The following is a 25,852-nucleotide window of genomic DNA, read 5'->3' on the forward strand; positions in this document are numbered from 1 at the left end:
ACCTAAAATAGGCTAAAACGGAGGCTTTACAGCCAAAGTTATGTCTTGTCGAAAACCAAATCCGGTTTTCGCACCCCTTTTGTATTTCTTATTAAATTAAAAATTTTCAAAATGAAATCATTATCAAAAATAATGGTGGTAATCGCCGTATTACTATCATCAATAAACAGTTTCGCACAACTCAAGAATGCGAAAACAGAAACCGTGAAAATTTACGGCAATTGCGGTATGTGTAAAGCCACTATCGAAAAAGCAGGCAATGTGAATAAGGTAGCCAGTGTAGAATGGAATGAAGACACAAAAATAGCTAAACTCACTTATGACAGCGGTAAGACCAATCAGGATGAAATATTGAAACGTATTGCTTTGGCAGGCTATGACAGCGAAAAGTTTTTAGCTCCGGATGATGTGTATGCTAAACTTTCAGGATGTTGTCAATACAGCAGGGAATTAAAACCGGTCGCAAAATCTAATGATGCAGGTATGGATATGAAAAACGAACACGCAAATCATAACGAAATGGCAACAACAAAAACTGCCGATGCCCAAAATGCACCACAATTGAAAACTATTTTTGATAATTATTTTTCAGTGAAAGATGCTTTGGTAAAAACTGATGCAGGCAATTCATCCACAAAAGCTGCCGAATTGGTGAAAGCCATCAAAGCGATAGAAATGGTAAAACTTTCTACCGAAGAGCATACCGTTTGGATGAAAGTAATGAAAGACTTGACTTCAAATACCGAAAAGATTGCTGCTTCTAAAAATGTTGCACAACAAAAGGAAGCATTCGCTTTGCTTTCTAAGAATATGTATGAGTTGGCTAAGGCATCAAAGCAGGAGATCCCTGTATATTATCAGCATTGCCCGATGTATAATAACGGGAAAGGAGCAAATTGGCTGAGCAAGGAAGAAGCGATTAAGAATCCATATTATGGCTCTAAAATGCTTACCTGTGGCAGCGTACAAGAAATCATAAACAACAAATAACCACGGAATTATGGAAGGTATTGAAAACAAACACGAAATGCAACCTAGTATTAAAAATGAAGTACATAGTGTTAAACATTCTTTGGCAATGTACAAACGCTTTGCAATTATGGCGGTTGTTATGTTCGCAGCAATGTATTTTATAATGTATGCAATGATTGATGGATTAAACAATCTTATACCCAACATTAATAATTTATATATGACTTTGCTAATGGTTTCTGCAATGTTGATAATAGAATTATGGATAATGAAGGGTATGTACGAAAACACGAAAATCAATTGGAGTATTATCATACTTTCAGCTGCAATAGGTATCTTTTCATGGTTTGGTATTCGGAAGCAGTTATTTGTTGGTGATAATGAATTTGTAAAAGGTATGATCCCACACCATGCAGCGGCAGTATTAATGTCTGAAAAAGCAAACCTTACTGACCCCGAACTGATACAGTTGCAAAAAGACATACTCAAAACCCAAGCAGAAGAAATCGAATTTATGAAGCGAAAGCTTAAAGAATTTGAAAATAAATAACAAAAAAAATTACACATTATTATTTAAAATCATTAAAATGAAAAATTTAATATTCTCCATCATAGGAACGGCTACAATTGCAGTTGCCACAATTTCGTGCAACGAGTCATCAAATAAAAATACGGAAACAAAAGCTAATGATACTAGTATTAATTCCGAAAATCTACCAGTTGAAACACAAACGCTAAGCGATACAGCAAGTACAACTGCATCAATTGACACGATGACGGAAAAAGTTGAAAAACAAGATGTAAAAGACAAGGTTCAAAACTTCTCTATAGCGCCCATAATAAAAGATTATTTGGCATTAAAAAATGCACTTGTAGGAGATAATGATAAAGCAGCAGCCAATGCAGGTAAGCAATTATTGGTAACATTTAATCAGATAAATATGAAAGCCATTCCTGCCGACAAGTACAAAAAATATATGGACATTGCTGACGATGCCAAAGAACATGCCGAACATATTGGTGCCAATGCCGGAAAAATAGGTCACCAACGAGAGCATTTGGCATTAATGAGTAAAGATATTTCAGACCTTATCACATTGTTTGGCTCTACTCAAAAATTGTATCAAGACTTCTGCCCAATGTATAATGATGGTAAAGGAGCTGTTTGGATTAGCGAAGCAAAGGTAATTAAAAATCCTTATTACGGTAGCCAAATGCTTACCTGCGGTTCTGTGAAAAAGGAATTCTAAAATGAAAAAAGTATTAAAGATAATTTTGCCTATAGTGCTGTTTATTTTTATTGCTATACAGTTTTACCAGCCTGCCCTCAATGTAAACAAGGGGCAGGTTTACGAAACAGATTTTGAAAAAGTTTATGACGTTCCATTAAATGTCCAAAGCATTTTACAAAATGCATGTTACGATTGCCACAGTAACAACACAAGAAATATTTGGTATTCGGATATTCAACCTATGGCATTGTTTATGAAAAGGCATATTGGTAGAGGAAAAGAAAAATTAAACTTTAGTGAATTTGGCAATTTAGGTAGGCGAAGGCAAATAAGTAAATTGGAAGGAATAGCAAACCAAATTAAAAACGATGAAATGCCGTTAGCTTCTTATAAAATATTGCATAGCAATGCAAAGCTTTCACGGGGGCAAAAAAAAATCGTCATAGATTGGATTAGCAAGACAGCCGATAGCCTTTCGACCATAAATTAAAAACAATGCGTAAAATATAAAGCAGAAAACCACGCAATGTTGCCATAAATGCAATTTTTTTAAAATCAATAAAAATAATCAATGAAAAAGATAACACTAATATTATTCATCCTTTCTGCATTTTCCTGTTTACAAGCACAAGATATGAAAGCTATGGATATGAGTAAAGAAAAGTTTCAGCAAATAACTTATACTTGCTCAATGCATCCCGAAATACATGCCACGAAACCAGGTAACTGCCCAAAGTGTGGTATGAAATTAATAAAAGAAAAGGCTAAAACGGTAAAACAGTCATCAAACAAAGAGAACGTTGGAATGCCGAATCTCACAAAGGAGCAGCCAAAAAAGGTAGACAAAATGCAGAATATGTCGATGCCTATTGAAATGCCTCGAACTCTAAAAAGAAGGGTAGAAGCCACTGCACCAAAAACTGTTCGCTACGATTTATTTGTTAAAGATACCCTTGTAAACTATGCAGGTAAAGAAAAAAGAGCCATCTCCGTAAATGGTCAAATTCCAATGCCTACATTAACATTTACTGAAGGCGATACAGCCGAAATTGTAGTACATAACCAATTAAAAGAAAGCACATCATTGCATTGGCACGGTGTGTTCTTACCCAATAAGGAAGATGGCGTGCCTTGGCTTACTCAAAAGCCCATTAAGGCAGGTACAACTTATACTTATCGTTTCCCAATTATCCAACACGGTACACATTGGTATCATTCACATTCGGGCTTGCAAGAGCAGATTGGGATGTACGGAAGTTTTATAATGAAAAAGCGTGATGATGATACAACCTTTAGAGAAGGAATAGATGATTTGCCAACTGTGCCCATCATTTTAAGCGAATGGACAAATTTAAATCCCAATAACATTAATAGAATGCTGCATAATGCCAACGATTGGGCGGCTATAAAAAAAGGAGCAACACAATCTTATGCGGAAGCTATTAGAGAAGGACATTTTAAAACAAAATTAACCAATGAATGGAAACGTATGTTGGCAATGGACGTAAGCGATGTCTATTATGATAAGATATTAATCAACGGTAATCCTACTACCGATTTAAAAACCGTTGATGGAAAAGCACTAAAAGCCGGAGATAAAGTAAGACTAAGGGTATCAAACGGCGGGGCTTCATCCTATTTTTGGTTACGATATGCAGGAGGTAAAATTACAGTAGTCGCCAATGATGGAAACGATGTAGAGCCTCTGGAGGTTGATAGATTAATCATTGCAGTTTCCGAAACTTATGATATTGTAGTAACCATTCCTGATGACGGCGTTGCCTATGAGTTTTCGGCCACTACCGAAGACCGCACACAATCAGCAAGTTATTTTGTGGGTAATGGTATCAAACAATTAATATCACCGCTTCCAAGATTGAAATATTTTGAAGGGATGAAGATGATGAACGATATGATGAAGATGAATGGTGATTTAGATGATATGGGAATGAAAATGAGCCTGAATCAAATGGATATGAATGTTGTGATGTATCCTGAAATTACGGGATTGTCAGGGAAAAAACCAGACCATAGCAAGCACGAGAGTATGAATATGGATAACGACCCCAACCGTTACAATGCAAATGCTTTAGGAGAAATCAAAACCCTGAATTATGCAATGCTACAATCGCCCTATAATACAGAACTTCCCAAAGATGCTCCGGTAAAGGAATTAAAATTTACACTTACCGGAAATATGAACCGCTATGTGTGGAGTATGGATAATAAAATTCTTTCAGAAGTTGATAAAATACCTGTCAAAAAGGGTGAAATTCTACGTATTACCATTTATAATAATTCTATGATGCGACATCCTATGCACTTACACGGGTTCGATTTCAGAGTGATTAACGGTAAAGGCGAAAAATCTCCACTGAAAAATGTGTTGGATATTATGCCGATGGAAACAGATACCATTGAGTTTTTAGCGAATGAAGAAGGAGATTGGTTTTTTCACTGTCATATCCTTTATCATATGATGTCCGGAATGAACAGAGTTTTTGCAGTGGACGATTATCAAAATCCTAATTTACCTGACAAAGAGAAGGCATATAATATGTTGCAGCGAGAGAGTAATATGCCTCATTTTATGGCACAGAATGATTTTGCAACCAATGGAAATGATGGTGACGCAATGCTTCAGAACGCAAGATGGAGTTTAGGTACAGAATGGCGTCTAGGTTATAATGATATGCACGGTTATGAAGTAGAAACACACTTAGGTAGATACATTGGTAAAATGCAATGGTTTATGCCATTCATCGGTTATGATTGGCGTTACCGAAAAATGGGTATGGATGAGCACGAAACAAATTTATTTGGACAGAAAAATGAAAAAGATACACGCAGAGCTTTTAGTCTAGGTTTTATGTACACTTTGCCAATGTTGGTTAATTTTCAGGCAGAAGTCTATCACGATGGCATTGTACGTCTGTCATTAATGCGTGAAGATATTCCGATTTCAAAAAGATTAAGAGCAGGCTTTATGGTAAACACTGATATGGAATATATGGCAGAACTTAGATACATCATTACCAAAAACATTGGTATCCGTACACATTATGATAGTGATATGGGTTTTGGTGTAGGAATGGCATTTACATACTAAATAGCAGCTGGAAAAATGAACTATTAAAAATGTTTACAATAACAGAACCTTAATTATACTAATTCAAACAATGCATAGTTATTTTCAGAACAAATAACAGTTTCAGAAAACCGCTGATCTGTGTGCATTGTTTGATTTAAAAAAAAATCAATGTTTCGGAACTAAATGAGTTGATTTCATAGTTAAATATTGCAAAATTAGAAACAGAATTATCGAGATTGATAGCTGAAGACTGTTTCTTAGCTTGAGTAAAAGAGATGTAGGTTGTATATAAGTAATCTAGGTATAGATATAAAAACAAAAAGATGTATTAGTGTTTTGATATCATTACTTTGTGATGTTTTTATTAAGATATCTGAAAAATTGTTGGTCTTTTAGGACAAGATATTTTTTTTTTTATACAAATATCTAAATTTTTACAATCAAAGCGACCTTGTTTTTTGCATAGAATGCAAAGAAACTTCTTAACTCGTTTTTTAAAATATAATAAGATTTCAAATTAACTGCAAAGCTAATTCGATTATCTTCTTATAATGTAAGGAATAATTTTGATATAAATCAGTTCAAAGAGAATTTCTACAATGGTCTGAGTTACAATTACCACTCCAACTAATTGATTATCGGGGGAAGGAAGAGAAAGTGCTAGAGGTAAAACAACTAATGAATTTCTCGTACTTGTCGAAAAAGCTATTGCCCTTGTTCCATAAAGATTTACCTTAAATATTTTGGATGATAGCATACCAATAAATGGCGCACATATGGCAAATGCAATATAAATAGGGATAACAGTTAAAATCGGTTCAGGATTATTGTAAAGTGATGAAATTTGAGACGCAGTAACAACAAAAAATGTCAACGCCATAAATGGAACTGGCAACCAGCTCGAAAAGTCCATTATTGTATTTCCTATTTTATTGTTAGCTTTTGAAGCTGTCTGCGTTAAAACTGATAATATAAAAGGTATAATTATCAAGTAAATAAAAGATTTAACAAAAGGAGTAATTTGGATTATGTTGATTACTTCTCTTCCCAAGAAAATCCATAGAAATAAGGGTAACAACAACATCTGAATGATAAATAATAAGGGTGTTGAAGCTAGGACAGATTGAGAATCACCTTTTCCTAAGAACGTAAATACAATTACATAATCTATACAAGGTGTCAAAAGAACTAAAAGAACGCCAACACTAATTACAATTGTTACAGGAAATATATTTATTAAAACCCAAACAAGTAATGGTATCAGTACGAAATTTCCAAGTAAAAGAGCTTTAAAAAAAGACGGATTTTGAAATGTTTTTTTTAGTTTCAAAAATGGTATCTGACAAAACATACTATAAAGCAAAATTCCAATAACTGGTTCAATTGTATAGTGTCTCAAGAATTTTGCTATTACCCCAATTCAGTCCAATAATAGCACTTATTAAAAGTGTGGCTATATATATACCAATTTGTCTTTTTTCGAGTATTTCTTTAGTAATCATTAGTTATAGCAAATTTTTTTAGATTGAATACTAAAATTCAATTCTGTTTTAATACCGTCAACAACTTTAGTTTTTAATTAAGTTTTACCTTTTCATCCATTGACAGGTATTGCAAAAGTATAAAAATCAAAGCATTCTATTCAGTTTAATAACTTTGTATGTTCCAAGGAATTTATATGCAAAAACTTTTTTTAGTTCTCTCCTCTCAATAATCTTATTAGAAAATATACACGTTTTAAATTAAGATTTATCCAATTTAGTAGGGTAGGTAAAATAACATCAAATTAACTTCGGTTTTGAATAATTGTAATTTTCTTTAGTAGATAAAATTGACAAAATGGAATTCTTAGAGATTTTTTTTAATCTTTTGTGCTAAATATACTTTCGATAGGAATATGACTCGTATTTGCCAGCTCAAAAATGTTTCCAGTTTTAAGTTCATCGATTATTTTCATATATTAAGATAATTATTGTTTTTTATTCAATTAAATTTAAAAATTGCTTCAGGTTTGCTAATACATATAAATAATTCATTCATTTTTTTTAGCCTTCCATAAACTCGAAACTCTCATTAAGATTCAATTATCTAATTCTGAATAATATTCTTTAAAATCAAAAACTATGTCAAATAGCTCCTTAGGATGAATACGTAAACCAGTTGCTATTTCAATAAAAGTGCTTAATTGACAATCTATCTTATCATTTGACACATCACTAATTCGCGCCGCGGTAATATTGCACTTGGCCGCAATTTTAGAATAAGGCATATCACCTTTAATTTCTTTAATTCTTTCAGCGACTAATTTCTTGATTTCGTTAGTCTTAAATTCACTCATAATTGCACTGTTTATTGCAATTTCACATTTATTACAATATTTATCATTACCGAATTCGGTAATGATAAATATTTTTATTATATTTGGAACAAATTACTTATTAAAGTAATTTTGCGATACTTCAAAGAATTATAGAAGCTATTGCTTAGAACCTCGTACTAGAAAATCGCCAATTTTCAAAACAAATGCAACGAGACCATAAGTAAAGTAGCTCACGCTTCGGCGTGGGCTCACTTACGGAGTTTGTTGCAAGGTGTTTGGCGATACCTCTAGTACAAGCGATGATGTAGTGAGTCCACGCTGTTTTTAATTCCAATGCTGTTCGTTCACTCTACATTACAATCTAAGCCCTGCTTACAAAATAGTATCATGCACGATACAATAGGAGGGTACAACCTATTGAGGCAATAAAATGCCAACTTGGGACACAGATTTCATTCATATTAAATTCTTTCCGGTGCCTTGCGGTCACTGCTTGCAGAACCTCACCAGTCCTTTTTCATACCAAAGGGCATTAGGAAAGTCTTTACATTATCCACATGAATCAACAATAGCAAAATTAAAATCAGAAGAAAAAAGAAAAAGCCCCTTCCCATACAGTTTGGAGACCTAAGGGAAAGAGCTGAAATCAGTTATTAATTAAATTAAAAACCTTTACAAATCTATGAAAAAATCCTATTACAATATAGGAGGTATTTTCTTTGGCCTTATGCTGACAACAGTAAGTATCAATACACAGGCTCAAACACGCACCATTTCCGGTACCGTAACTTCGTCAGACAAACCACTTTCGGGAGTTGTCATTTCTCAGGAAGGAAGCGACCAAGTAACCATTACCGGCAATAACGGAACCTACCGAATGGAGGTTAATACAGAAAATCCCATCCTATTGTTCAGACATCCTGATTATGCAGAAGTAAAAATTACAGCAAATAATCAGACCGTCGTAAATGTCAGCTTAGAACAGAAAGTAAAGGGAATCGAAGAAGTTATTCTCAACGCAGGCTACTACAAGGTTAGAGACAGAGAAAGAACCGGTAGTATCGCCAAAGTTTCAGCAAAAGATATAGAGAATCAGCCAGTCACCAATGTTCTTTCAGCGGCGCAGGGTAGAATGGCAGGGGTTAACATTACTCAAAGCACAGGAGTTGCAGGTGGCGGTTATGATGTACAGATCAGAGGAAGAAACAGTCTCAGAACCCTATCCAATAGTCCTGTGGACGGAAATCAGCCTCTATATGTTTTAGACGGAGTGCCTATGGCCACATCAGTTACCTCAACATTTTCTGCACAGATCTTACCATTCAGAAATATCAACCCGTTGAATAGCATAAGTCCCAATGACATTGAAAGCCTGGAAATCTTAAAAGACGCTGATGCCACTGCTATTTATGGAAGCAGGGGAGCTAATGGTGTGATCTTAATTACAACTAAAAAAGGAATTAAGAATAAATCCAGTATCACGGTTAATTCAAGTCTGGCTTTCAGCAGTGTAGCATCAAGGATGAAAATGATGAATACCGCAGAATACATCCAGATGAGAAAATCTGCATTTGCCAATGACAATATTTTAATGTTGCCGGCTACGGCTTACGATATCAATGGTGCATGGGATCAATCCCGCTCTACCGATTGGCAGAAAGAATTAACAGGTAAAACAGCAACAACGTCGAATACCAATGTGGGACTATCGGGAGGCTCAGACGGATGGACTTACCGGATCAATGTTACCCATAATGAACAGACAACGGTTTACCCAGCTGATTATCAGTATAAGAATAATGTTTTATCAATGGGATTTACCCACAGATCGAAAGATAAAAAGCTGAATATTGCTCTTGCAAATAATTTTTCGCAGCAGTTCAATAATGTCATTAATGAAGATATGACCAATATCGGTTTGTCTTTGAGCCCCAATGCTCCTACGCTTTATAATGTTGATGGCTCATTGAATTGGCAAAATAACACCTTTACCAATCCCATAGCATCAACATTAGCTACTTATCAAAACGATACCAAGCAGATCAGCAACAGTTTAAATGTGTCTTATCAGCTTTTTCCAAACATTAATTTTAACATTAATTCAGGATTCAATTATCAGAATTTTGAAGAATTTAACCTGCGACCTCATACAAGGTATAATCCTGCCTTTAACTTTACGAGTTCAAATGGGTCAAGTACCTTCACGAGTTCATTTTCCTCATTTTCATATAACGTGGAACCACAGATTACCGGGGACTTTGTGTTGGGAAGAAATAAAGTCAGTGTTCTACTGGGAGCTACTGTTAATTCTTTGGAGTCAAAACAGTCTTCTATTCAGGGTTCAGGATTTGAAAGCAATGCATTAATGATGAATATTAATGCAGCAAAAACAAAAATATTCTCGGATATTATTTCCACAGATTATAAATATATTGCAGCCTTCGGAAGAATAAACTATCAATTTGACAGTAAGTATATTGTTAATCTTACCGCAAGAAGAGATGGTTCCAGCAGATTTGGACCCAATAATAGATTCGCCAACTTTGGAGCCATAGGAGCAGCCTGGTTATTTTCCAAAGAGAACTTTTTGGCAGACAGAAAATGGTTAAGTTTTGGGAAACTGAGAGGCAGTTACGGTATTGCAGGAAGTGATAATATTGGTGATGCTCAATTCAGAGACACCTATTCAGTAGCTTCATCAAGTATTTATAATGGAGTAGTAGGGCTTGTACCCACCAGGCTGTTCAATGGTAACTTTAGCTGGGAAAAAACAAAAAAGCTGGAATTTGCCCTTGAAACTTCATTTTTTTCTGATGCTATTGGAATGAATATCTCCTGGTTTAGAAACAGATCAGATAATCAACTCGTTGGACTTCCATTGCCGGCTACTACGGGCTTTACATCCGTTCAGGCTAACTTAGCGGCAACTGTTGAGAACAAAGGTTGGGAGTTTGAATTCAGAGCTACACCCATTAAAACCAACAATTTTACTTGGGAATCCAATTTCAATCTTACGATCCCCGAAAATCGTCTTCTAGCATTTCCTAATCTGGAAGGATCCACTTTTTCCAATCAGTATGTAGTAGGTTACAGCACATCTATTGTAAAACTGTACAATTTTACGGGCGTTAATCCACTAACGGGACTTTACTCATTTACAGATGTTAACGGAGACGGTAAAATCTCAGCCCCTGATGACAATAAAAGTATTGAAGATCTTTCAGTGAAATTTTATGGAGGGTTGTCTAACAGATTACGATATAAAAATTGGGATTTGTCCTTCTTATTCCAGTTTACAAAGCAGAGAAATTATAACTACCACAGCTATATGTCAGTTCCCGGAACGATGAATAATCAACCGCAGGTGGTTTCTGATGTATGGTCTGTGAATAATCCAAACGGTTATTACATGCCGTACACCACTGGTGTAAATGCAACAAAAAATGCTGCGCATACCAATTTTATGAGAAGTACAGCAGCTGTTGGCGATGCATCATTGATAAGGTTAAAAAATATCCAGCTTAATTACAGGCTGCCCCTTCAAAATTCTGTTATCTCTGAAGTGATGATTTATGTTCAGGGTCAAAATGTGATTATATGGACAAACTATTTCGGTCTTGATCCAGAGTTTGTTGCCACAGGATATTTACCACCCTTAAGAACATGGTCCATAGGAACTCAGATTAATTTTTAAAATTAAAAAAATGAAAAATAATATATTCAATACATTGAAAAGTGTTTCAATAAGCTTAGTCCTGTTGGGATCGATATCATGTGAACAGTTTATCAATACAGAACTTCCCTATAATCAAATTGGAAACACGGAAGTGTTTGCAGATGTCTCATCAGCCAATGCCGCCCTTGCAGGACTGTACGCCGAACTTTGGAGCAGCTCGATGATTTCAGGAGATGCGACAGGTGGAGCTGCTATTCTTGGAACGTATACGGATGATCTCAACTGTTATTCCCCATACGTTCAGAATGGTCTTGTTGATATTTACAACAATGTACAGATTCCAAGCAATACGATTATCTACAATTTTTGGTCGAGAGCATATAAACACATTTATTATGCAAACTCAATTATTAAAGGTGTAAGGGAATCAACCTCTATTTCACAGGCAAACAAAGATCGATTAATTGGAGAAGCTACGGTTATACGCTCGATTTTATATTTCAACTTGTCACAGATTTTTGATGACATTCCGTATACCGATACAACGGATTATGTTTACAACAGTCAATTAAAAAAGATGTCGAAGAGCCAACTTATGTCATATCTTGAAAATGATCTGAAAGGCAGCATTAGTATTCTGAATGACCAATATGCTAATCAGGAAAGAATCTACATCAATAAAAAAACGGCGGAGCTATTACTGGCAAAAGTTTTAATGATGGATGACAAATGGAGTGAAGCAGAAATTCTGTTATCCCAGATTATTCAATCACCGCTTTACACTTGGGAATCTGATTTAAGTAAGGTTTTTATTAAAACAGGAAAGCACATTTTGTGGCAGTTAAAGCCGGCGAACTCAACGGATGCGACAAAAGAATTTATCATGTTCAATTTTACAACAAGTCTGCCAACATCTTTTTCGCTGTCAGATGCTTTAGTCAATTCTTTTGAAACAGGAGATTTAAGAAAGCAGGCTTGGATAATTTCTACAGTAATCAATCAGAAAACCTATTTCCGTCCATTGAAGTATAAGAATCCTGTCAATGCCAATTCGACCGAAGACTCCGTCATCTTTAGAATTGAGGAAGTGTACCTTTTATATGCTGAATGCATGGCTCAACAGAATAAACTATCTGAAGCTAAAGCAGCTGTTGACAAAATCAGACAGCGAGCAGGACTTAGTCCTTTACCTTTTGGTCTTTCAAAAGATGGGCTCATTGATAAAATGATGGAAGAATCAAGACATGAGTTTTTTGCAGAAATGGGTCATCGATTCTATGATCTAAAAAGATTTAAAAAATTAACCTTGCTTCCTCTAACAAAACCCAGCTGGAAAACTTTTCACAGTGCTTTTCCTATTCCGGAAAAAGAACTGGTCATTAATCCAAATCTTAATCCACAAAATTTCGGGTACTGATGAAAACTTTTTTAATATTCGTATTGTTTTTCTTAATCCAGCAAGTATTTTCTCAGGAGAAAAGTGAAATGGCATCGAGAGAAAAATATGATAACTATGACATTAATCTGAAAGATACTTCATTAGACGGCAAGTGGCTGGCATTTTATAAAGTGTATGATGACAACAGTGATACTCTTGTGATCGTAAATCGGAACAATCCCGACAAGCAATATCAGAAAGTAAAAGTACAAGATCACAAGTGGAGTAACGACCGACTAGTGCTGAAGTATAATGACCATACAGAAGTTTTTGATTATAATAAAAATAAACAATGGGAATTACCTGCATGTAAAAGCTTTGGAATGATTCCTAAAGATCATTTATTGGCACTATACAGTTCTGACACAGTTAAGGTCTATGATTTGAAAAATGAACAGTTACTGGATAAGATAGGATTAGTTTCTAACGTTTTTTTTCATGATGATACAATTTGTATGCAAGTTAAAAATGGAACTGAGTATGACCTAGTTGACTTAAAAAATAATGGCATCGTATCTTTGTACAAAACACCTAATACTATATTTAGTGTAAAGTTTCTCAGAAATCATTCTTTACTAATTTTTGAAAAAAAAGATGGAAACATTCAAGACATTGTATATTATAATGGGTTTTCAAAAAAAACATTCAAGTTTGCGCAAGTACTAAAGCCTCAATTTAATTCTGCTACCGGATACCAAAGAAATGATGGAAGCATAATAATCACTACGGAAAAGACAAAGGTCAAAAGACAATCTTCTGATCCTGAAGTTTGGTTAACATCAGATAACAATCTTATACAGAAATTTAAAAATACTGTACCAGGTCAATTTCTTTGGCAACCAGAAGAAAAAAAGATTCTTAAGTTGGGAACTAAGAACCTAGAGAGAGTCGTAGATATCAATAATGACAACTATTTTTTGACGTTCAGCTTTTCCCAAATGCAGGATTATACGACAAAACAGGTTTCATCAAAAGTTTACAGATTTGATCAAAGAAACGAAGAATTTAAATATGTTGATACGATAAAAGAAATCGCTTTTTATTCGCCGGGTGGTCAGTATATAATTTATAAAAAAAATAAATTTTGGAAACTATTAAATATTAATACGTTACAGTATACAGAGATTAAAGATAACTCTTTTGCCAATGTCTATTTTACAAAAAATAACAAGATCATATTTGACGGATCGGAGGGACTTTGGGAATACGATATAAAAACAGATCATCTTAAACTCAGTTACAGAGATGAACCGGGAATTTACAAGATTCTTACCTATGACTATTCAGGCAATTTTCTAAATTATCTTTTAGAAATCAATTTTCGTAGTCGAGGGCTTAATGAGAATAGTTTTATGTTTGAAGTTTATGATCCATCTACGTTAGTGAAATCATTTTATGAGAAAACCAATACAAAATATTTACCTCTGATTAAAACTACCACTTCAAAACTGGTTTATCAGAAAACTGATATTTCAAAAAACAGTTACGTTTTTACAGAAGAAAACTATAATCTGCCTAAGCAATTGATCACTTTGAGCAGGTCAGAAAAAAAGAAGGTAGTTTATCAGTCAAATAGAGGGGATAAAGCACAAGCAGATTTTCGAATAGAAACCATTCATTATCAAAACAGTGAGCATGCTAATCTTAAAGGGACATTGCATTATCCTCTCAATTATATTCCATCTAAACGCTATCCATTGATCGTCCATGTGTATGAGATACAAAGTGACAAACGCAATGAATACCCGGTATTCTTGGAACAAAATATAACTGAAGGCTTTGATATCCGATCTCTTTTGGAACAAGGATATTTCGTTTATATGCCTGACATTGTTTTTGATAAACGGGGAACAGGCATATCGGCACTGGACTGCGTGAATAAATCTCTTGATGCAATAAGTGGTTACAATTCAATAGATTTTGATAAGATAGGGATGATTGGTCATTCGCACGGAGGTTACATCACCAATTTTGTTGCAACCCATTCAAATCGATTTGCAACCTACATAGCAGGTTCAGGATATAGTGATATTGTTCGCTCCTATTTTTCAATGAGTTTTCATTATATGAGTCCGCTTTATTGGCAGTATGAAAACGGACAATTTAATTTAAAAACTTCTTTTTTGGAAGATAAGGAACTTTATTTCCGCAATAATCCAGTTTATTATGTGGAAAATGTTTCAAGACCCATCTTGTTATGGACAGGAAAAAAAGATCTGAATGTTGAGTGGGGGCAATCGATGGAATTTTATATCGGGCTTAAGCGAAATAAAAAAGAGGCTACATTGCTCATATATCCAGAGGAAGGACATTATATAGCTTCCAGGTCGAGTTCGAAGGATCTTTTTCAAAAAACGATGGAATGGTTAGGACACCATTTGAAAGGAGAAGAAAAACCAGCATGGACAGAATAAAAATAAGAAGGATGCCGAAAGGCATCCTTCACTTTTTAATTTCTATATAATGTCTGTCCGCATTCCGTATCGCTGAGATATGACTGCATTACTTTTGGTGAACCGTTGACCAATTCGGTGCAAACTGTACCACCAATGACATCACAGTCAATTTCTCCAAATGGAATACATTTCTCAGCTGGAGCAGCTGGGTCAAAATGATAAGCAAAAATACTTGCTTTCTTCTCTGTTTTTGCTTTGTTTGTAGCAAAAGCACTTCCGACACCAAACACTAAGATGGCTACGGGAATCATGATTGTTTTAAGATTTCTCATAATAATTGTATTAAGATGTGCCTACGATTAAAACAGGTTTTCGGCTTTACCTGTGAAATTGCTCAAGTATCGGTTGCGCAAAATGATATTTGACAATTTCATTTCCAATGAGGATATATAAGTACTCACCAGCGATAAACATGTCCTTTACTTTCTCACCATGGCGATTGGGTACCAGAAAGCTCCCGGAATAATATTGCTGATTAATCTTATAAAGGTCAATAATGCTCGACTTATTCCACTGCATGGTTCCATCATGGACAGCTTTGGAATTTGAATTGACAAACAATAAATTATTGGTGACAAAAGCATTTTTTACACTTTGCTGAAGGGGATTCTTAATTTTCGTTGAACCGTCAGGAAGTTTTACGGTTTCGGTTTTCTGCTCTTTTTGAAAACCAATCATTTTTAATCTGTTACTATTTCTACTTTTTGCATGATCAAAAGCAACAAACTCATTTTTGTAGTAATATAAATACACTGACATTTTTGTCTGCAGGTCAGAAAGTAAAAGACCATCATTGTCAATATATCCTGCTTCATCAGTTCCCAGAAGATCATATTCCAATTTAACAATGTTGTTTTGATAATAACCCAATACGAAATTTTTGAATTTTGAGCTTTGTGATCTAAATAAATAGTTTTCTTCCGAAAGAACATTTAACTGATCAAAAAACATCTCATTTTCAGTCACTTTATGTAACGGGTCATTATTTGAAATCGTTCCCTTAAAAATCACTGGAACAGTGCCGTCATAGATATAATAAAAGGGAGCTTTCCATGCTATTTTCAGACTTTTAAATTGATATGATTTAGTTTCTAAAGGTATTCGATACTTTGAGAAACCGCTCAGATCTTTTTTTACAACAGTAATATTTAAAGGTGCGGTTGTGTTGCCGAGGTAAAGATTATGAGAATCATCTCCCATAAAATAAAAAGAATTATAATCAATATTGAGATGAGTTTCTTCTTCTACTGCATGCGGTATGTATCTTCTTGTGAAATTATTATTTTTTCTTATTTGTTTTTCAGACTGAAGATATAAAAGGCTAACAGACAGTGAGCTGATGAAGATTACCACTACAGGTCTTGAAATAAACTTAATTGCCTTCTGACCTTGGTGTCTTTCAGCCAGTACAATGGCAAAACCTGCAATAATTACACATATCCCATTAAAGATTAAATGGGATTTCCATCCCATATTTTCCAAAATTCCACCACAGGAGCACGGAACAAACTCACTATACTCGAGAATTAGGTAAATATACATCGTAAAAGCAGACATCAGTCCAAGCGAAAAGTATAAGCCTAAAATTCTTTTTGCAGGAATCATTAGAAAAAACACCGCTATAAATTCTATAACTATTGTAAAATAGGATATGCTTCCAGCATAGACGCTAAGCAGAGGAGACTGGGCAATCTGTGACTGAAAGTTTTCAAAATCCAGTACTTTACTCACACTTGCATAAATAAAAAGGATGGCAAAAAAATACGAAACAGCAGTAATACAATAAATTTGAAAATTTTTCATGATATATAGTTTTTTTGATTACTGTTCAGTCAAAAGTTTCCATCGAACTTTATGACCGCAATAATCCGGCATAAGCTCGCCTTTAAAAAGGGCAATGGTTGTTTTAAAATTCCCCATACTTTCCCAAATGCCACTCGCCGGACATGGTAAGCCTGTTGCAATTGATATATAGGTATGAGGAATCATAGGTTGTAAATTGATTAATTGCTTGGCTTTATTCTCCAATTATCTCCATCTCTTACTGGGGGATCAGGATCTATTATTTGTTGTACTGTTTTTGCAGAATCATATCTCATCTGTAGATTAGTTTTTATTTCAAATTTTTCATTATTAGTTGAGATGATATCTTCATCTCTCTGGACACAGCTTTGAGATAAAACTGATCCAATCATTATGCTCAAAAATGGGATAAACTTTTTCATTTTATAAATTTTTGTTGATTATCCCGACGTCGGATTATGTAGAATTCTGAAGCCAAAGTTATCTGGCAAGTGCCTAGAAAAAAACTACATTACGGTACTATTTTAAAATAGTGACGTCACTATTTTAGAATAGTACCATGTGATTTTTAATGATAATGTATTATTAATCAGACTTATGTACGTTTTGCGTTTAAAATGCTTGTAAACTGCTAAAATAGATAGTGTTTATAGGCAAATTGCGTAATTTTGGAATGGTGAGGCTCTAATAATAGCATATGAAAAAGTTAAATTACTTTCTCGTCTTCATTTTTGCATTTTCTCAACACATATTTTCACAGCAAAAAAAAGAGAGAACCTTCTGGGAAATCAGAAAAAATTATCAAAAAATGACCATTGACGACATTCGCGCAATGCCATACGTTAAGGACTATATTCAAAAATCTAAGAGACAGAATAACTTGCCAAAACTCATCCAAGGATATAGGGACGGTAGGCAATTTGATTTTGCTAACAAAATGAAATATGCCGACAGCGCGTTGGCGGCAAGTATTAAATATAAAAACAACGATGATATTAGCAAAGATTACTTAAGCAAAGGAATCATTTATTACTTCTATCAAAAAAAATATAAACTGGCTTTGAATGAATATTTAATGGCATATAAATATTCAAAGGATTCAAAAGATGAGTACCATTATTATAAAGTTTTATATCATCTTGGAATAGTTAAAGAACATTTAGGTTATTATGACGAGGCTTTAGAACATTTTTCAAATTGCGCAGAGTTCTACAGCACCAAAATGAACAGTAAAATGCACGAGAATATACTTTTCAACTATAAAAAAGCTTATTATAACTCACTGCATCAGATGACAATAGTAAACCGATATCTGAAAAATTTTTTGAAAAGCGACAGTTTAATCGATCTCGGATATCATCTGACAAGAAATGATGGTGATTTTCTTATTGAAAATAGTTACTTTCTTAAGTGTAGGGGAATTTCAAAATTTCATAAAAAGGATTATTCGGGAGCAAAATTAGATTTAGAGCAGGCACTTCCGATATTGTTGCAAAGAAATGATTTTGCATGGACCTCGGTAATTTATTATTATCTTGGAAAGATATCAGAAGTAAGAAACCAGTTACCCAATGCTATAAAATATTATGGCGCAATCGATTCAATATTCGAAAAACAACAATTTATATTTCCTGAGATTTACAGGGGTTACAATTATCTAATTAGCTATTATAAGGATAAGGATCTTAATAAGCAGCTTTATTACACAAATCAGCTTTTAAAAGCTGACAGTTTGGTTACAAAAGATTATCCTTATTTATCAAATAAGTTGCATAAGGATTACGACCGAAATACTCTAATACAAGAAAAAGAAAATATTGAGACAACTGGACGAAATAATATGTTGTTTGCAAATATTCTTATTGTAACGGGATCACTTGCATTTACAATTCTTTCCTACAAATATATAAAAGACCAAAAAATAAAAAAGCAGTATGATTTACTTCAAAAGAGAATTGCTGAAGGTAACAATGTGCTTTTGGACAAAAAAGTAGATGAAGCAGATGATAATTTGTTAAAAAAGAGTTTACTCACTCCTGAATTGTCCCATGAAATTAGAATAAAGTTGGACAAGTTTGAGAAGGAACTCCAATTTACCAAGCGTTTAACTCAAAATAGCTTAGCCGCTAAACTCAATACTAATTCACGATATTTATCGGCTTATATTAATGAGAATAAAGGTGTAAATTTTAATAAGTATATTGCTGGATTACGGATTAATTATATTACAACTTTATTAAACAGTAATAATAAATACTTAAATTTTACAATAGAGGCTTTAGCAGAGGAGTGCGGTATTGTGGCTAGACAAAACTTTTCAAAGCTTTTCTTCGAGATTAATGGGATTCGTCCAGCGGATTACATAAAAAAGCGAAAACAAGAGCTCGGTTTAAGTTGAAAATGGCTCCAGTAAACGTTTTTTTGTAAATTTCTAGAAAAAGGACATGGTAACAAATACTATTTTTAGAGAAATTACTCAATTACATGATGAGTTAGAATCAGAGATTAATAAAGTTTATAAAGAAGATAATGATGTTGTCAAACTCGCTGAAAAATCTTTGATTCTCATTGATAACGCTGTGCGAAAAGTTAAAGGAATGATTTCATCCCATCATTTTGATACAATTGCTCAAGAAATACATTTTTTCAAGAAAATAAAACCGCAGTTTATTTCAAAATTTATTTATCATTCAACAATCCTTGATATTGAATCTCATAAGCCTAATGCAGGCATTAAAATTATTAAAGAATATTATGAAGCTGAGCAAGAAAAGTTAAAAAATTTTTATACTGAACAATCCGAATTTTACAGTTATTATCGTCGTGATGCCACCTATTTGGATCACAAGATATTTGTGAGGAATTCTTATGATTTAAAAATGAAGCTATCTTTTGGCTTTTACAATTTCGATACAAGTTTTACAACATCTCACGATCATCTAGTAGCAAGATTTATTGCCAATCAGCTATTTGATGAATATTTGAAAGAGTCAATAGCAAATTTAAGTGAAAACCGCAGCAATAAAATTTTATCACCACTAGTATGGTCTGCATCGAAAGTGAGTCTAACTGAATTACTATTTGCCTTACATCTAAGTAATTGTTTTAATTCGGGTCACACCGAACTATCGGAAATTTTTAGATGGGCAGAGAAATCATTTGATATTAGTTTAGGTAACTATCATAAAACTTTAGGTGAAATAAGACTAAGAAAAAATGATCGGTCAAAATTTCTGAATTTACTCCGACAAAATCTTAATCAGTATCTGGATGATTTAGATATCTAAGTAATTTTTCGGTAGTACGACAAACTACCGAAAAATACCCTAACACAAATAATCAGAGAATTTGTAAATATTTTTGGGAAAATATCCGCTTAATTACGGAAGTTATATGTTATACACCTATTGCTTGGAAAGTTTGAACAACTTTTTTATATAAAAAAAATCTTTCGGTAGTACCGAGAAACTACCGAAAGATATTTTGCGTGATTTTGAAATTTTGTCAAATAAAACAATTTTAAAACTATGGCAATATCCATTATCACCAAAGAAGACCTTCAGCAGTTTAAAGTTGAATTGCTGGAAGCTATCAAAGAACTATTACAAGGTAATACTACAGAACAAAAGTTGTGGCTTCGCACCTCTGAGGTCAAGAAGATGCTTAATATTTCTTCAGGCACATTACAGAACTTAAGAATTAATGGAACACTATCTTACAGTAAGGTAGGAGGGACATTATACTACAATTACAAGGATATTGAGAAACTACTGAAAGATTTCAAACATTAATTGGTAGTAATAATTATGGAGAAATCTAAAAATATCATCAGTTTCTTAGGCTCTTTTATTCAGGATAGCCGGATGTATCCTTCACATCTCAGCTTATATGTTTCAATTTTCCAATTGTGGAGTTCAACCAAATTTCAAAATCCCTTTCGTGTTTGTCGCGAAGAGTTAATGAAGCTAAGTAAAATTAAATCTTTTGCAACCTACCATAAATGTATTAGGGAGATACATAATGCAGGATTTATTAATTATTCGCCGAGCTATAATTCTTACGAAGGAAGCTCGATTGAAATTATTGATTTTGAAAGTGTAGATAAGAACAAAAATGAATTAAGCTTGGAAGAAAAAGCCTTGCAAGAGGAAATATTTAATTTTTCTGTACCAGCGCTATATGAGATTGAAATGTATTTCAATGAGCGGGATATAGTATCTGAAGAAGCGTGTCAATTTTATTCATTGTATCAATCTAAGGATTGGAGTTTGACAAATGATAAACCAATGAAATGCTGGAAATCAGCTGCAAGAAATTGGATTTCGAAAATGAAAAACAGCAATCAAAACCAGAACCTATGAAAGAAATAAATCTTAAAACTCCAATGTGGAAATTAACTGTTGGAGAGTTTTTAGAAATTTCAAAAGACTTCATATTTCAACAAAAATACGAATATGGATTAAAGGGATTGGCAAAAATTCTGGGATGTTCCATTTCAAAAGCTTCTGAAATAAAATCATCTGGAATATTGGATGAAGCCATTATCCAAAAGGGTAATATAATCATTATTGACATTGAGAAAGCTTTGGAGCTTTTCGCCCAGAAGTAATATGTATTACCTTGAATTAATACAACGATTTTGGGATTTTAATAAGATTGTCAAAATAAGTCCTACTGAGATTGCTTTGTATTTGTACTTGCTTAAAATTGGTTATGAAAAAGACCGCTATGATTTTAAAATCTCTGATGTGGAATTAGCAAGAGAGTTGGGTCTGACGAGAGTTACCATAAAAGCGTCAAAAGATAAGCTCAAAAATAGAGGACTAATACAATTTCAGACCAGCAATGGGCTTCCTTGCTACTATCGTTTACTTTTAGATTATTCTTTTGAGATTAAACCGGAAAAAGAAGGTATAAAAAAAGATTCTGATACGGAAAACTTACAAAAAAGAGCAATTCTAGAAATCCCTCAAATCATTGACAACTTAGCCAATGAAAGTACCATCATCCCTTCTTGGGAAGAATTTATCAGTTATGCAAAGACGTTGCAAAGCTATGATTCGCCAATGGATTTTTCCATTGAAAAAAAATATAAAATCTGGGTTGATAAAGGATGGAAAAATGCATTTAATCGTCCAATCAGTAATTGGAAAGCAACACTAAAAAGTACACTGCCCTATATGAATAATTCAAGTGAAGATAATCCAATTTCATTAAAAGATATTCCAAATATAAAGCGCCCCTAACTCAGAATTAAAAATCATTAAATCAAATTTCAAAAAGTAATGGGTAAAAAAGAAATTACAATATCCGATTTAAAACTTGGACAAAAGGTTATTATTAATGGTATGCTTGCAGAATATAAAGGCATCCAAAAAGTACGAATTCTCAATTTGGGTAAGGCTGACAAAAGAGTTTTTAAAGCAGAAGGAGTTAATATTTTTAAATATTACAGCTTAGCTGATGGCTCGAAAACGCTTAAAAGTGAAAAAATTAAATTGATTTAGTCCTTCCAAGCAATTTGAAATATAATTAGATTAAATCTTACAATATCTTAAACAATAGAATGGCTAATCCAGATAAGGATTTTCGATTAATCCGTAACAAATTTGAAGTTAAGAATGAATTCAGTCAGGAAAGAATAAGAATAGGAAATCGTTTTGTAGATGACTTTATTTTCGATGACAACGAGGCTGCAGATATTCCAATTAATGCTTTGCGTGTTATTTTCAATATTATTTCTATAATCAGTAATGAACAATTTCGTCCGCAAGACCGACCTAAACAATTATCGCTTTTTGATGAAGAGTTTGAGACGGACAACAATATTTTTGCGTCCATTAGAATCAGAAACAGTAAAATTTCACCAAGTGGTTCAACACAACAAGTCGTTGATGCATATGAGTTTCTTGCACGATTCAAAATGGGTTGGTATAAATCTTTGAACTCAAAAGGAAAAGAAATTAAAACTTTCGGTGGATTGATTTCTACACCCAGTTATGACAAACGTGGTTATACTACATTTTTAGTCAGCAGTTATTGGCTTAAGAAACTGTTGGTCATTCCTGAATACAACTACATTTTATATAATTTGGTCTACAACGTAAGAAACAACAAACATATTATTTTCGCCATCTGGCTTTCAAAAATACCTGAAAGTGGAACAGTTCTAAAGTTATCGACTTTGAACAAAAAATTTGGACTTAACTATAAAACAGCCAATGATTTCTGTTTTAAGTTTCTAAAGCTTGCAAGAATTAGCTTGGATATACACAATAGTTTATCTTTCAACTACCAATACAAAGGGGATTCTATCTTTATATTTCCTTACAAAGCTAAAATTACTTCAGATGTTTTGATGTCCGAAGACTTACAAAAAACACCTGAAATCACTAAAAGGTTAAGCTATTTCCGGAAAAGATTTGGCTTACAGGAAAATGAAATGAAACAATTCTTTCATCAATACAGAAATATTCCCCAGACCCGAATATTGATAGAAAAAGCTTTTAAAAGATTCATCAAAATCTGCAGATTGAAAAAAATACAGTCTGTCATATTTCAAGGGATAGCTTTTTTACAAGAAATTCAGAAGCTGGTTATACAAATATATCAGGAGAGTAGAACCGGAAAATTAATTCCAAATGGTTACCCGATAATATTGTGAATTCGGAATTGCGCTCATTCGGATTTCGGAATTGCGGTAGCTGGAGTTAAAGAAATCTTAAAAAATGATAGCTTCAGTCATTGTTTTCGGAATTGCGCTCATTTCATTTTTTCTAATAGAGTTAAAATTATTGGTTATCATTAAAATCGCGAATAATTGAGAGAATCTATAAACAATTAAAAAAGGCATTTCGGAATTGCACTCATTCCAAAATCTGGTTTTTTTCGGATTTGTGCTCATTTCAGTTTCGGAATTGCACTTATTTTAAATTCGGAATTGCACTCATTCGAAAAATAATGGAAATCCTTTGTGGTAATACGATATGGCGATTTACTAAAAGTATATTAAAAGTAGATAAAAGTTTTTTTTTATCTAAAAGGAAAATGAAGATGAAAAATTTGCTTTAAAAAGAAAAAAAATGAATTGCGAAGAAATTAAACAAAAAATAGGAATCAGAACTGTTCTGGAATCGTTCAACTTATTTCCGTCCAAAGAAAACCGAAGAACGGCTTTTTACTTTGCAATTGACAGAGAGGAGAGGACACCCAGTTTATCTGTTGATTTTGTGAAAAATAGAGCATTTGATTTCGGGACTGGCAAAAGCTATGATGTGATTTCAATTGTGCAGCAAATTAATCAATGTTCTGTTTCTGATGCTTTGAAATACTTGGCAAGGTTTGGCTTTTCTGTCCAGAATGATATTCAGAAAGTTGATTCTAATCAAGAATTGGAATACGAAATCTTAAAAACGAGTGAAATTAGGCACTTTGCATTAGTTCAGTATTTAACATCACGAAGAGTTTATGAGCAAAAGGATTTGGTCAGAGAGATTCATTACAAAATGAATGGAAAAAAGTATTTTGGAATAGGCTTTTTAAATGACTCTGGTGGTTTCGAAATACGAAACAAATATTCTAAAATCTGTTTGAGTAAGAAAGATGTTACATTAATAAAAACTCAAAATAATAACTTTGATGAAATTGCAATCTTTGAAGGCTTTTTCGATTACCTTACTTACAGAAATATGGAAAAAGAACAAAGCTCAGATTATCTGATTCTCAATTCTACATCAATGCTTTTTAAAGTTGAAAACGAATTGAAGAAGTATAATAAAATCTCACTGTTTTTAGATAATGACTCCAATGGAAAATCTGTCAAGTCTAAAATTGAAAAACGATACAAAAATGTAGAAGACTGTTCCGTGATTTATGAGTCGTATAATGATTTGAACGAGTGGTACTGCAACATTTAGAGGGTGTTTTTTATTTAAATATTACGAGAAAAAATGATGGAGAAATAAAATTATTTCAAATATTACTGAAAATGAATTCGCATCTTTTGTCGATATTTTCCTTAGGAACTTCAATAACTTTATAACCAAATTTTGTATAAGTCTGTTTCATTAAATCAAAAGTATATACTGCCTCTTTCCAAGTTTGTTTTCTTTCATTATCTGTTTCGTAGATGTCTAACCAAGGTGGCAGGATAAATACTTTTTGATTATATGGATTTGAGCGTACAACAGCCACTATCTCATCGGATACAGGAATATTCTCCATTTCCATATAACAGATTGCACCCAAAATTCCTCTATCAAAGAAAACTGTTTTATCCAAAACTTCGCTTGTTACTTTTTGATAAGTTTTTAAAGAAGCCTCAAACATCAACTCCGCATATAAAATTTTATTCTTCCACGGCAGTCCTTCACCATTAATCTGCATCTGTTGTTTAATAATTTGGCGGGCATCTTCAGGAATGACACGTTTTCCCTTAATTTCAAGTGCATTTAGTAAAGTTGTCTTTCCAGCTCCAGGTCCGCCGGTAATAACAAATAGATGTTGGGATTTATTTTTGAGCATAGATTTTTATTTTGGTATTCAAAAACAAATCCCAACTGAAAAGCTGGGATTTATTTTTTATCAATTATTATTTCTTAGATTCTTCAACAGAGATTTTTCTAAAGTCTTTAAATAATTTACTTAGTTCCAAAGCAGATTTTCTTGCTCTAGTTCCAGCTGCTTTGTTTCCTTTTTCAACTTGTTGGTTTGCTTCTGTAGTGAACGCCTCAAATTCTGCGTTGATTTTTTCGATAAGTTCTTTCATAATGTATGTTTATATATTTAATAAGACCGCAAATATAAATTTTTATTCCTTTTTATAAGCACTTTTAAGCCTATTTGCAAATTTTTTATAGAATGAT

25 protein-coding genes are annotated in these 25,852 nt (G+C 33.3%); 17 read left to right on the forward strand and 8 right to left on the reverse strand.

What is annotated here, in order from left to right; translation table 11 throughout:
* The first annotated feature begins 111 nt into the window (after nucleotides 1-111).
* The 5 genes from MKS83_RS19200 (at nucleotide 112) to MKS83_RS19220 (ending at nucleotide 5,313) form a co-directional block, all read left to right on the forward strand.
* Nucleotides 112-990 carry a DUF3347 domain-containing protein gene (locus MKS83_RS19200; protein WP_002981193.1) on the forward strand — a complete coding sequence of 293 codons (879 nt, stop codon included), beginning with the start codon at nucleotides 112-114 and terminating at the stop codon, nucleotides 988-990.
* 10 nt (nucleotides 991-1,000) lie between these two features.
* The gene (locus MKS83_RS19205) at nucleotides 1,001-1,522 is read left to right on the forward strand and encodes a DUF305 domain-containing protein (RefSeq protein ID WP_002981191.1); all 522 of its coding nucleotides are present in this window, start codon (nucleotides 1,001-1,003) and stop codon (nucleotides 1,520-1,522) included.
* A gap of 37 nt (nucleotides 1,523-1,559) precedes the next feature.
* Nucleotides 1,560-2,222, forward strand: coding sequence for a DUF3347 domain-containing protein (locus tag MKS83_RS19210; protein ID WP_002981188.1), 663 nt, complete (start codon nucleotides 1,560-1,562; stop codon nucleotides 2,220-2,222).
* A gap of 1 nt (nucleotide 2,223) precedes the next feature.
* Nucleotides 2,224-2,694, forward strand: coding sequence for a heme-binding domain-containing protein (locus MKS83_RS19215; RefSeq protein WP_002981186.1), 471 nt, complete (start codon nucleotides 2,224-2,226; stop codon nucleotides 2,692-2,694).
* Nucleotides 2,695-2,775: 81 nt separating this feature from the next.
* Nucleotides 2,776-5,313 (forward strand): multicopper oxidase domain-containing protein, encoded by a 2,538-nt coding sequence (locus tag MKS83_RS19220; protein ID WP_002981185.1) that lies wholly within the window; start codon nucleotides 2,776-2,778, stop codon nucleotides 5,311-5,313.
* A gap of 520 nt (nucleotides 5,314-5,833) precedes the next feature.
* Here MKS83_RS19220 and MKS83_RS19225 read toward each other — a convergent pair.
* Entirely contained in the window at nucleotides 5,834-6,694 is an 861-nt protein-coding gene (locus MKS83_RS19225; protein ID WP_002981184.1) for an arsenic resistance protein, read from the reverse strand.
* Between the two features lie 681 nt (nucleotides 6,695-7,375).
* On the reverse strand, nucleotides 7,376-7,633 hold the full coding sequence (locus tag MKS83_RS19230; protein WP_002981182.1) for a hypothetical protein: 258 nt from the start codon (nucleotides 7,631-7,633) through the stop codon (nucleotides 7,376-7,378).
* 664 nt (nucleotides 7,634-8,297) lie between these two features.
* Here MKS83_RS19230 and MKS83_RS19235 point away from each other — a divergent pair.
* From MKS83_RS19235 to MKS83_RS19245, 3 genes are read left to right on the forward strand one after another with little or no spacing between them, the layout of a single operon-like run.
* Entirely contained in the window at nucleotides 8,298-11,309 is a 3,012-nt protein-coding gene (locus MKS83_RS19235) for a SusC/RagA family TonB-linked outer membrane protein (RefSeq protein WP_002981181.1), read from the forward strand.
* Between the two features lie 10 nt (nucleotides 11,310-11,319).
* Nucleotides 11,320-12,708, forward strand: a complete 1,389-nt coding sequence (locus MKS83_RS19240; RefSeq protein ID WP_002981180.1) for a RagB/SusD family nutrient uptake outer membrane protein — start codon at nucleotides 11,320-11,322, stop codon at nucleotides 12,706-12,708.
* Nucleotides 12,708-15,143 (forward strand): alpha/beta hydrolase family protein, encoded by a 2,436-nt coding sequence (locus MKS83_RS19245; protein ID WP_002981179.1) that lies wholly within the window; start codon nucleotides 12,708-12,710, stop codon nucleotides 15,141-15,143. The genes MKS83_RS19240 and MKS83_RS19245 overlap by 1 nt, the downstream gene beginning before the upstream one ends.
* A 35-nt stretch (nucleotides 15,144-15,178) precedes the next feature.
* Here MKS83_RS19245 and MKS83_RS19250 read toward each other — a convergent pair whose 3' ends face one another.
* The 4 genes from MKS83_RS19250 to MKS83_RS19265 are packed head-to-tail and all read right to left on the reverse strand — an operon-like array spanning nucleotide 15,179 to nucleotide 17,410.
* The gene (locus MKS83_RS19250) at nucleotides 15,179-15,457 is read right to left on the reverse strand and encodes a DUF6520 family protein (RefSeq protein WP_002981178.1); all 279 of its coding nucleotides are present in this window, start codon (nucleotides 15,455-15,457) and stop codon (nucleotides 15,179-15,181) included.
* 46 nt (nucleotides 15,458-15,503) lie between these two features.
* Nucleotides 15,504-16,988 carry a MauE/DoxX family redox-associated membrane protein gene (locus MKS83_RS19255; RefSeq protein ID WP_002981177.1) on the reverse strand — a complete coding sequence of 495 codons (1,485 nt, stop codon included), beginning with the start codon at nucleotides 16,986-16,988 and terminating at the stop codon, nucleotides 15,504-15,506.
* 18 nt (nucleotides 16,989-17,006) lie between these two features.
* Nucleotides 17,007-17,174, reverse strand: a complete 168-nt coding sequence (locus MKS83_RS19260; protein ID WP_002981176.1) for a hypothetical protein — start codon at nucleotides 17,172-17,174, stop codon at nucleotides 17,007-17,009.
* A gap of 14 nt (nucleotides 17,175-17,188) precedes the next feature.
* Nucleotides 17,189-17,410: a hypothetical protein gene (locus MKS83_RS19265; protein ID WP_002981175.1), complete on the reverse strand. Its 222-nt coding sequence runs from the start codon at nucleotides 17,408-17,410 to the stop codon at nucleotides 17,189-17,191.
* A gap of 386 nt (nucleotides 17,411-17,796) precedes the next feature.
* Between MKS83_RS19265 and MKS83_RS19270 the strand changes: the two genes are divergently transcribed.
* From MKS83_RS19270 to MKS83_RS19310, 9 genes are all read left to right on the forward strand, one after another.
* Nucleotides 17,797-19,386, forward strand: coding sequence for a helix-turn-helix domain-containing protein (locus MKS83_RS19270; RefSeq protein ID WP_225875512.1), 1,590 nt, complete (start codon nucleotides 17,797-17,799; stop codon nucleotides 19,384-19,386).
* A gap of 46 nt (nucleotides 19,387-19,432) precedes the next feature.
* On the forward strand, nucleotides 19,433-20,275 hold the full coding sequence (locus tag MKS83_RS19275) for an RteC domain-containing protein (RefSeq protein ID WP_002981173.1): 843 nt from the start codon (nucleotides 19,433-19,435) through the stop codon (nucleotides 20,273-20,275).
* Between the two features lie 240 nt (nucleotides 20,276-20,515).
* Entirely contained in the window at nucleotides 20,516-20,779 is a 264-nt protein-coding gene (locus MKS83_RS19280) for a helix-turn-helix domain-containing protein (protein WP_002981172.1), read from the forward strand.
* A 15-nt stretch (nucleotides 20,780-20,794) separates the two neighbouring features.
* Nucleotides 20,795-21,349: a hypothetical protein gene (locus MKS83_RS19285; RefSeq protein ID WP_002981171.1), complete on the forward strand. Its 555-nt coding sequence runs from the start codon at nucleotides 20,795-20,797 to the stop codon at nucleotides 21,347-21,349.
* Complete coding sequence (locus MKS83_RS19290) at nucleotides 21,346-21,597, forward strand: DUF3853 family protein (RefSeq protein ID WP_002981170.1); 252 nt, start codon at nucleotides 21,346-21,348, stop codon at nucleotides 21,595-21,597. Before MKS83_RS19285 ends, MKS83_RS19290 begins: the two co-directional genes overlap by 4 nt.
* A 1-nt stretch (nucleotide 21,598) precedes the next feature.
* Entirely contained in the window at nucleotides 21,599-22,234 is a 636-nt protein-coding gene (locus tag MKS83_RS19295; RefSeq protein WP_002981169.1) for a helix-turn-helix domain-containing protein, read from the forward strand.
* Between the two features lie 39 nt (nucleotides 22,235-22,273).
* On the forward strand, nucleotides 22,274-22,495 hold the full coding sequence (locus MKS83_RS19300; RefSeq protein WP_002981168.1) for a hypothetical protein: 222 nt from the start codon (nucleotides 22,274-22,276) through the stop codon (nucleotides 22,493-22,495).
* Nucleotides 22,496-22,554: 59 nt separating this feature from the next.
* Nucleotides 22,555-23,652, forward strand: a complete 1,098-nt coding sequence (locus tag MKS83_RS19305) for a hypothetical protein (protein ID WP_002981167.1) — start codon at nucleotides 22,555-22,557, stop codon at nucleotides 23,650-23,652.
* A gap of 418 nt (nucleotides 23,653-24,070) precedes the next feature.
* Nucleotides 24,071-24,904 (forward strand): toprim domain-containing protein, encoded by an 834-nt coding sequence (locus MKS83_RS19310; protein ID WP_002981166.1) that lies wholly within the window; start codon nucleotides 24,071-24,073, stop codon nucleotides 24,902-24,904.
* A 55-nt stretch (nucleotides 24,905-24,959) separates the two neighbouring features.
* On the opposite strand, the gene MKS83_RS19315 is transcribed toward MKS83_RS19310, so the two are convergent.
* Entirely contained in the window at nucleotides 24,960-25,511 is a 552-nt protein-coding gene (locus MKS83_RS19315; protein ID WP_002981165.1) for an AAA family ATPase, read from the reverse strand.
* Between the two features lie 67 nt (nucleotides 25,512-25,578).
* Nucleotides 25,579-25,755, reverse strand: coding sequence for a histone H1 (locus MKS83_RS19320; protein WP_002981164.1), 177 nt, complete (start codon nucleotides 25,753-25,755; stop codon nucleotides 25,579-25,581).
* Between the last annotated feature and the right edge of the window lie 97 nt (nucleotides 25,756-25,852).

The sequence above is a fragment of the Chryseobacterium sp. Y16C genome, from assembly GCF_022488405.1.
GTDB classification, from domain to species: Bacteria; Bacteroidota; Bacteroidia; order Flavobacteriales; family Weeksellaceae; genus Chryseobacterium; species Chryseobacterium geocarposphaerae.

Bases quoted from the DNA above. Each gene is read 5' to 3' on its own strand.
- MKS83_RS19280 (WP_002981172.1), top strand. From the start codon at position 20,516: ATGGCAATATCCATTATCACCAAAGAAGACCTTCAGCAGTTTAAAGTT.
- MKS83_RS19200 (WP_002981193.1), top strand. From the start codon at position 112: ATGAAATCATTATCAAAAATAATGGTGGTAATCGCCGTATTACTATCA.
- MKS83_RS19290 (WP_002981170.1), top strand. From the start codon at position 21,346: ATGAAAGAAATAAATCTTAAAACTCCAATGTGGAAATTAACTGTTGGA.
- MKS83_RS19275 (WP_002981173.1), top strand. From the start codon at position 19,433: ATGGTAACAAATACTATTTTTAGAGAAATTACTCAATTACATGATGAG.
- MKS83_RS19285 (WP_002981171.1), top strand. From the start codon at position 20,795: ATGGAGAAATCTAAAAATATCATCAGTTTCTTAGGCTCTTTTATTCAG.
- MKS83_RS19245 (WP_002981179.1), top strand. From the start codon at position 12,708: ATGAAAACTTTTTTAATATTCGTATTGTTTTTCTTAATCCAGCAAGTA.
- MKS83_RS19305 (WP_002981167.1), top strand. From the start codon at position 22,555: ATGGCTAATCCAGATAAGGATTTTCGATTAATCCGTAACAAATTTGAA.
- MKS83_RS19310 (WP_002981166.1), top strand. From the start codon at position 24,071: ATGAATTGCGAAGAAATTAAACAAAAAATAGGAATCAGAACTGTTCTG.
- MKS83_RS19315 (WP_002981165.1), bottom strand. From the start codon at position 25,511: ATGCTCAAAAATAAATCCCAACATCTATTTGTTATTACCGGCGGACCT.
- MKS83_RS19260 (WP_002981176.1), bottom strand. From the start codon at position 17,174: ATGATTCCTCATACCTATATATCAATTGCAACAGGCTTACCATGTCCG.
- MKS83_RS19235 (WP_002981181.1), top strand. From the start codon at position 8,298: ATGAAAAAATCCTATTACAATATAGGAGGTATTTTCTTTGGCCTTATG.
- MKS83_RS19215 (WP_002981186.1), top strand. From the start codon at position 2,224: ATGAAAAAAGTATTAAAGATAATTTTGCCTATAGTGCTGTTTATTTTT.
- MKS83_RS19270 (WP_225875512.1), top strand. From the start codon at position 17,797: ATGACCATTGACGACATTCGCGCAATGCCATACGTTAAGGACTATATT.
- MKS83_RS19265 (WP_002981175.1), bottom strand. From the start codon at position 17,410: ATGAAAAAGTTTATCCCATTTTTGAGCATAATGATTGGATCAGTTTTA.
- MKS83_RS19205 (WP_002981191.1), top strand. From the start codon at position 1,001: ATGGAAGGTATTGAAAACAAACACGAAATGCAACCTAGTATTAAAAAT.
- MKS83_RS19255 (WP_002981177.1), bottom strand. From the start codon at position 16,988: ATGAAAAATTTTCAAATTTATTGTATTACTGCTGTTTCGTATTTTTTT.
- MKS83_RS19230 (WP_002981182.1), bottom strand. From the start codon at position 7,633: ATGAGTGAATTTAAGACTAACGAAATCAAGAAATTAGTCGCTGAAAGA.
- MKS83_RS19240 (WP_002981180.1), top strand. From the start codon at position 11,320: ATGAAAAATAATATATTCAATACATTGAAAAGTGTTTCAATAAGCTTA.
- MKS83_RS19320 (WP_002981164.1), bottom strand. From the start codon at position 25,755: ATGAAAGAACTTATCGAAAAAATCAACGCAGAATTTGAGGCGTTCACT.
- MKS83_RS19220 (WP_002981185.1), top strand. From the start codon at position 2,776: ATGAAAAAGATAACACTAATATTATTCATCCTTTCTGCATTTTCCTGT.
- MKS83_RS19300 (WP_002981168.1), top strand. From the start codon at position 22,274: ATGGGTAAAAAAGAAATTACAATATCCGATTTAAAACTTGGACAAAAG.
- MKS83_RS19210 (WP_002981188.1), top strand. From the start codon at position 1,560: ATGAAAAATTTAATATTCTCCATCATAGGAACGGCTACAATTGCAGTT.
- MKS83_RS19250 (WP_002981178.1), bottom strand. From the start codon at position 15,457: ATGAGAAATCTTAAAACAATCATGATTCCCGTAGCCATCTTAGTGTTT.
- MKS83_RS19295 (WP_002981169.1), top strand. From the start codon at position 21,599: ATGTATTACCTTGAATTAATACAACGATTTTGGGATTTTAATAAGATT.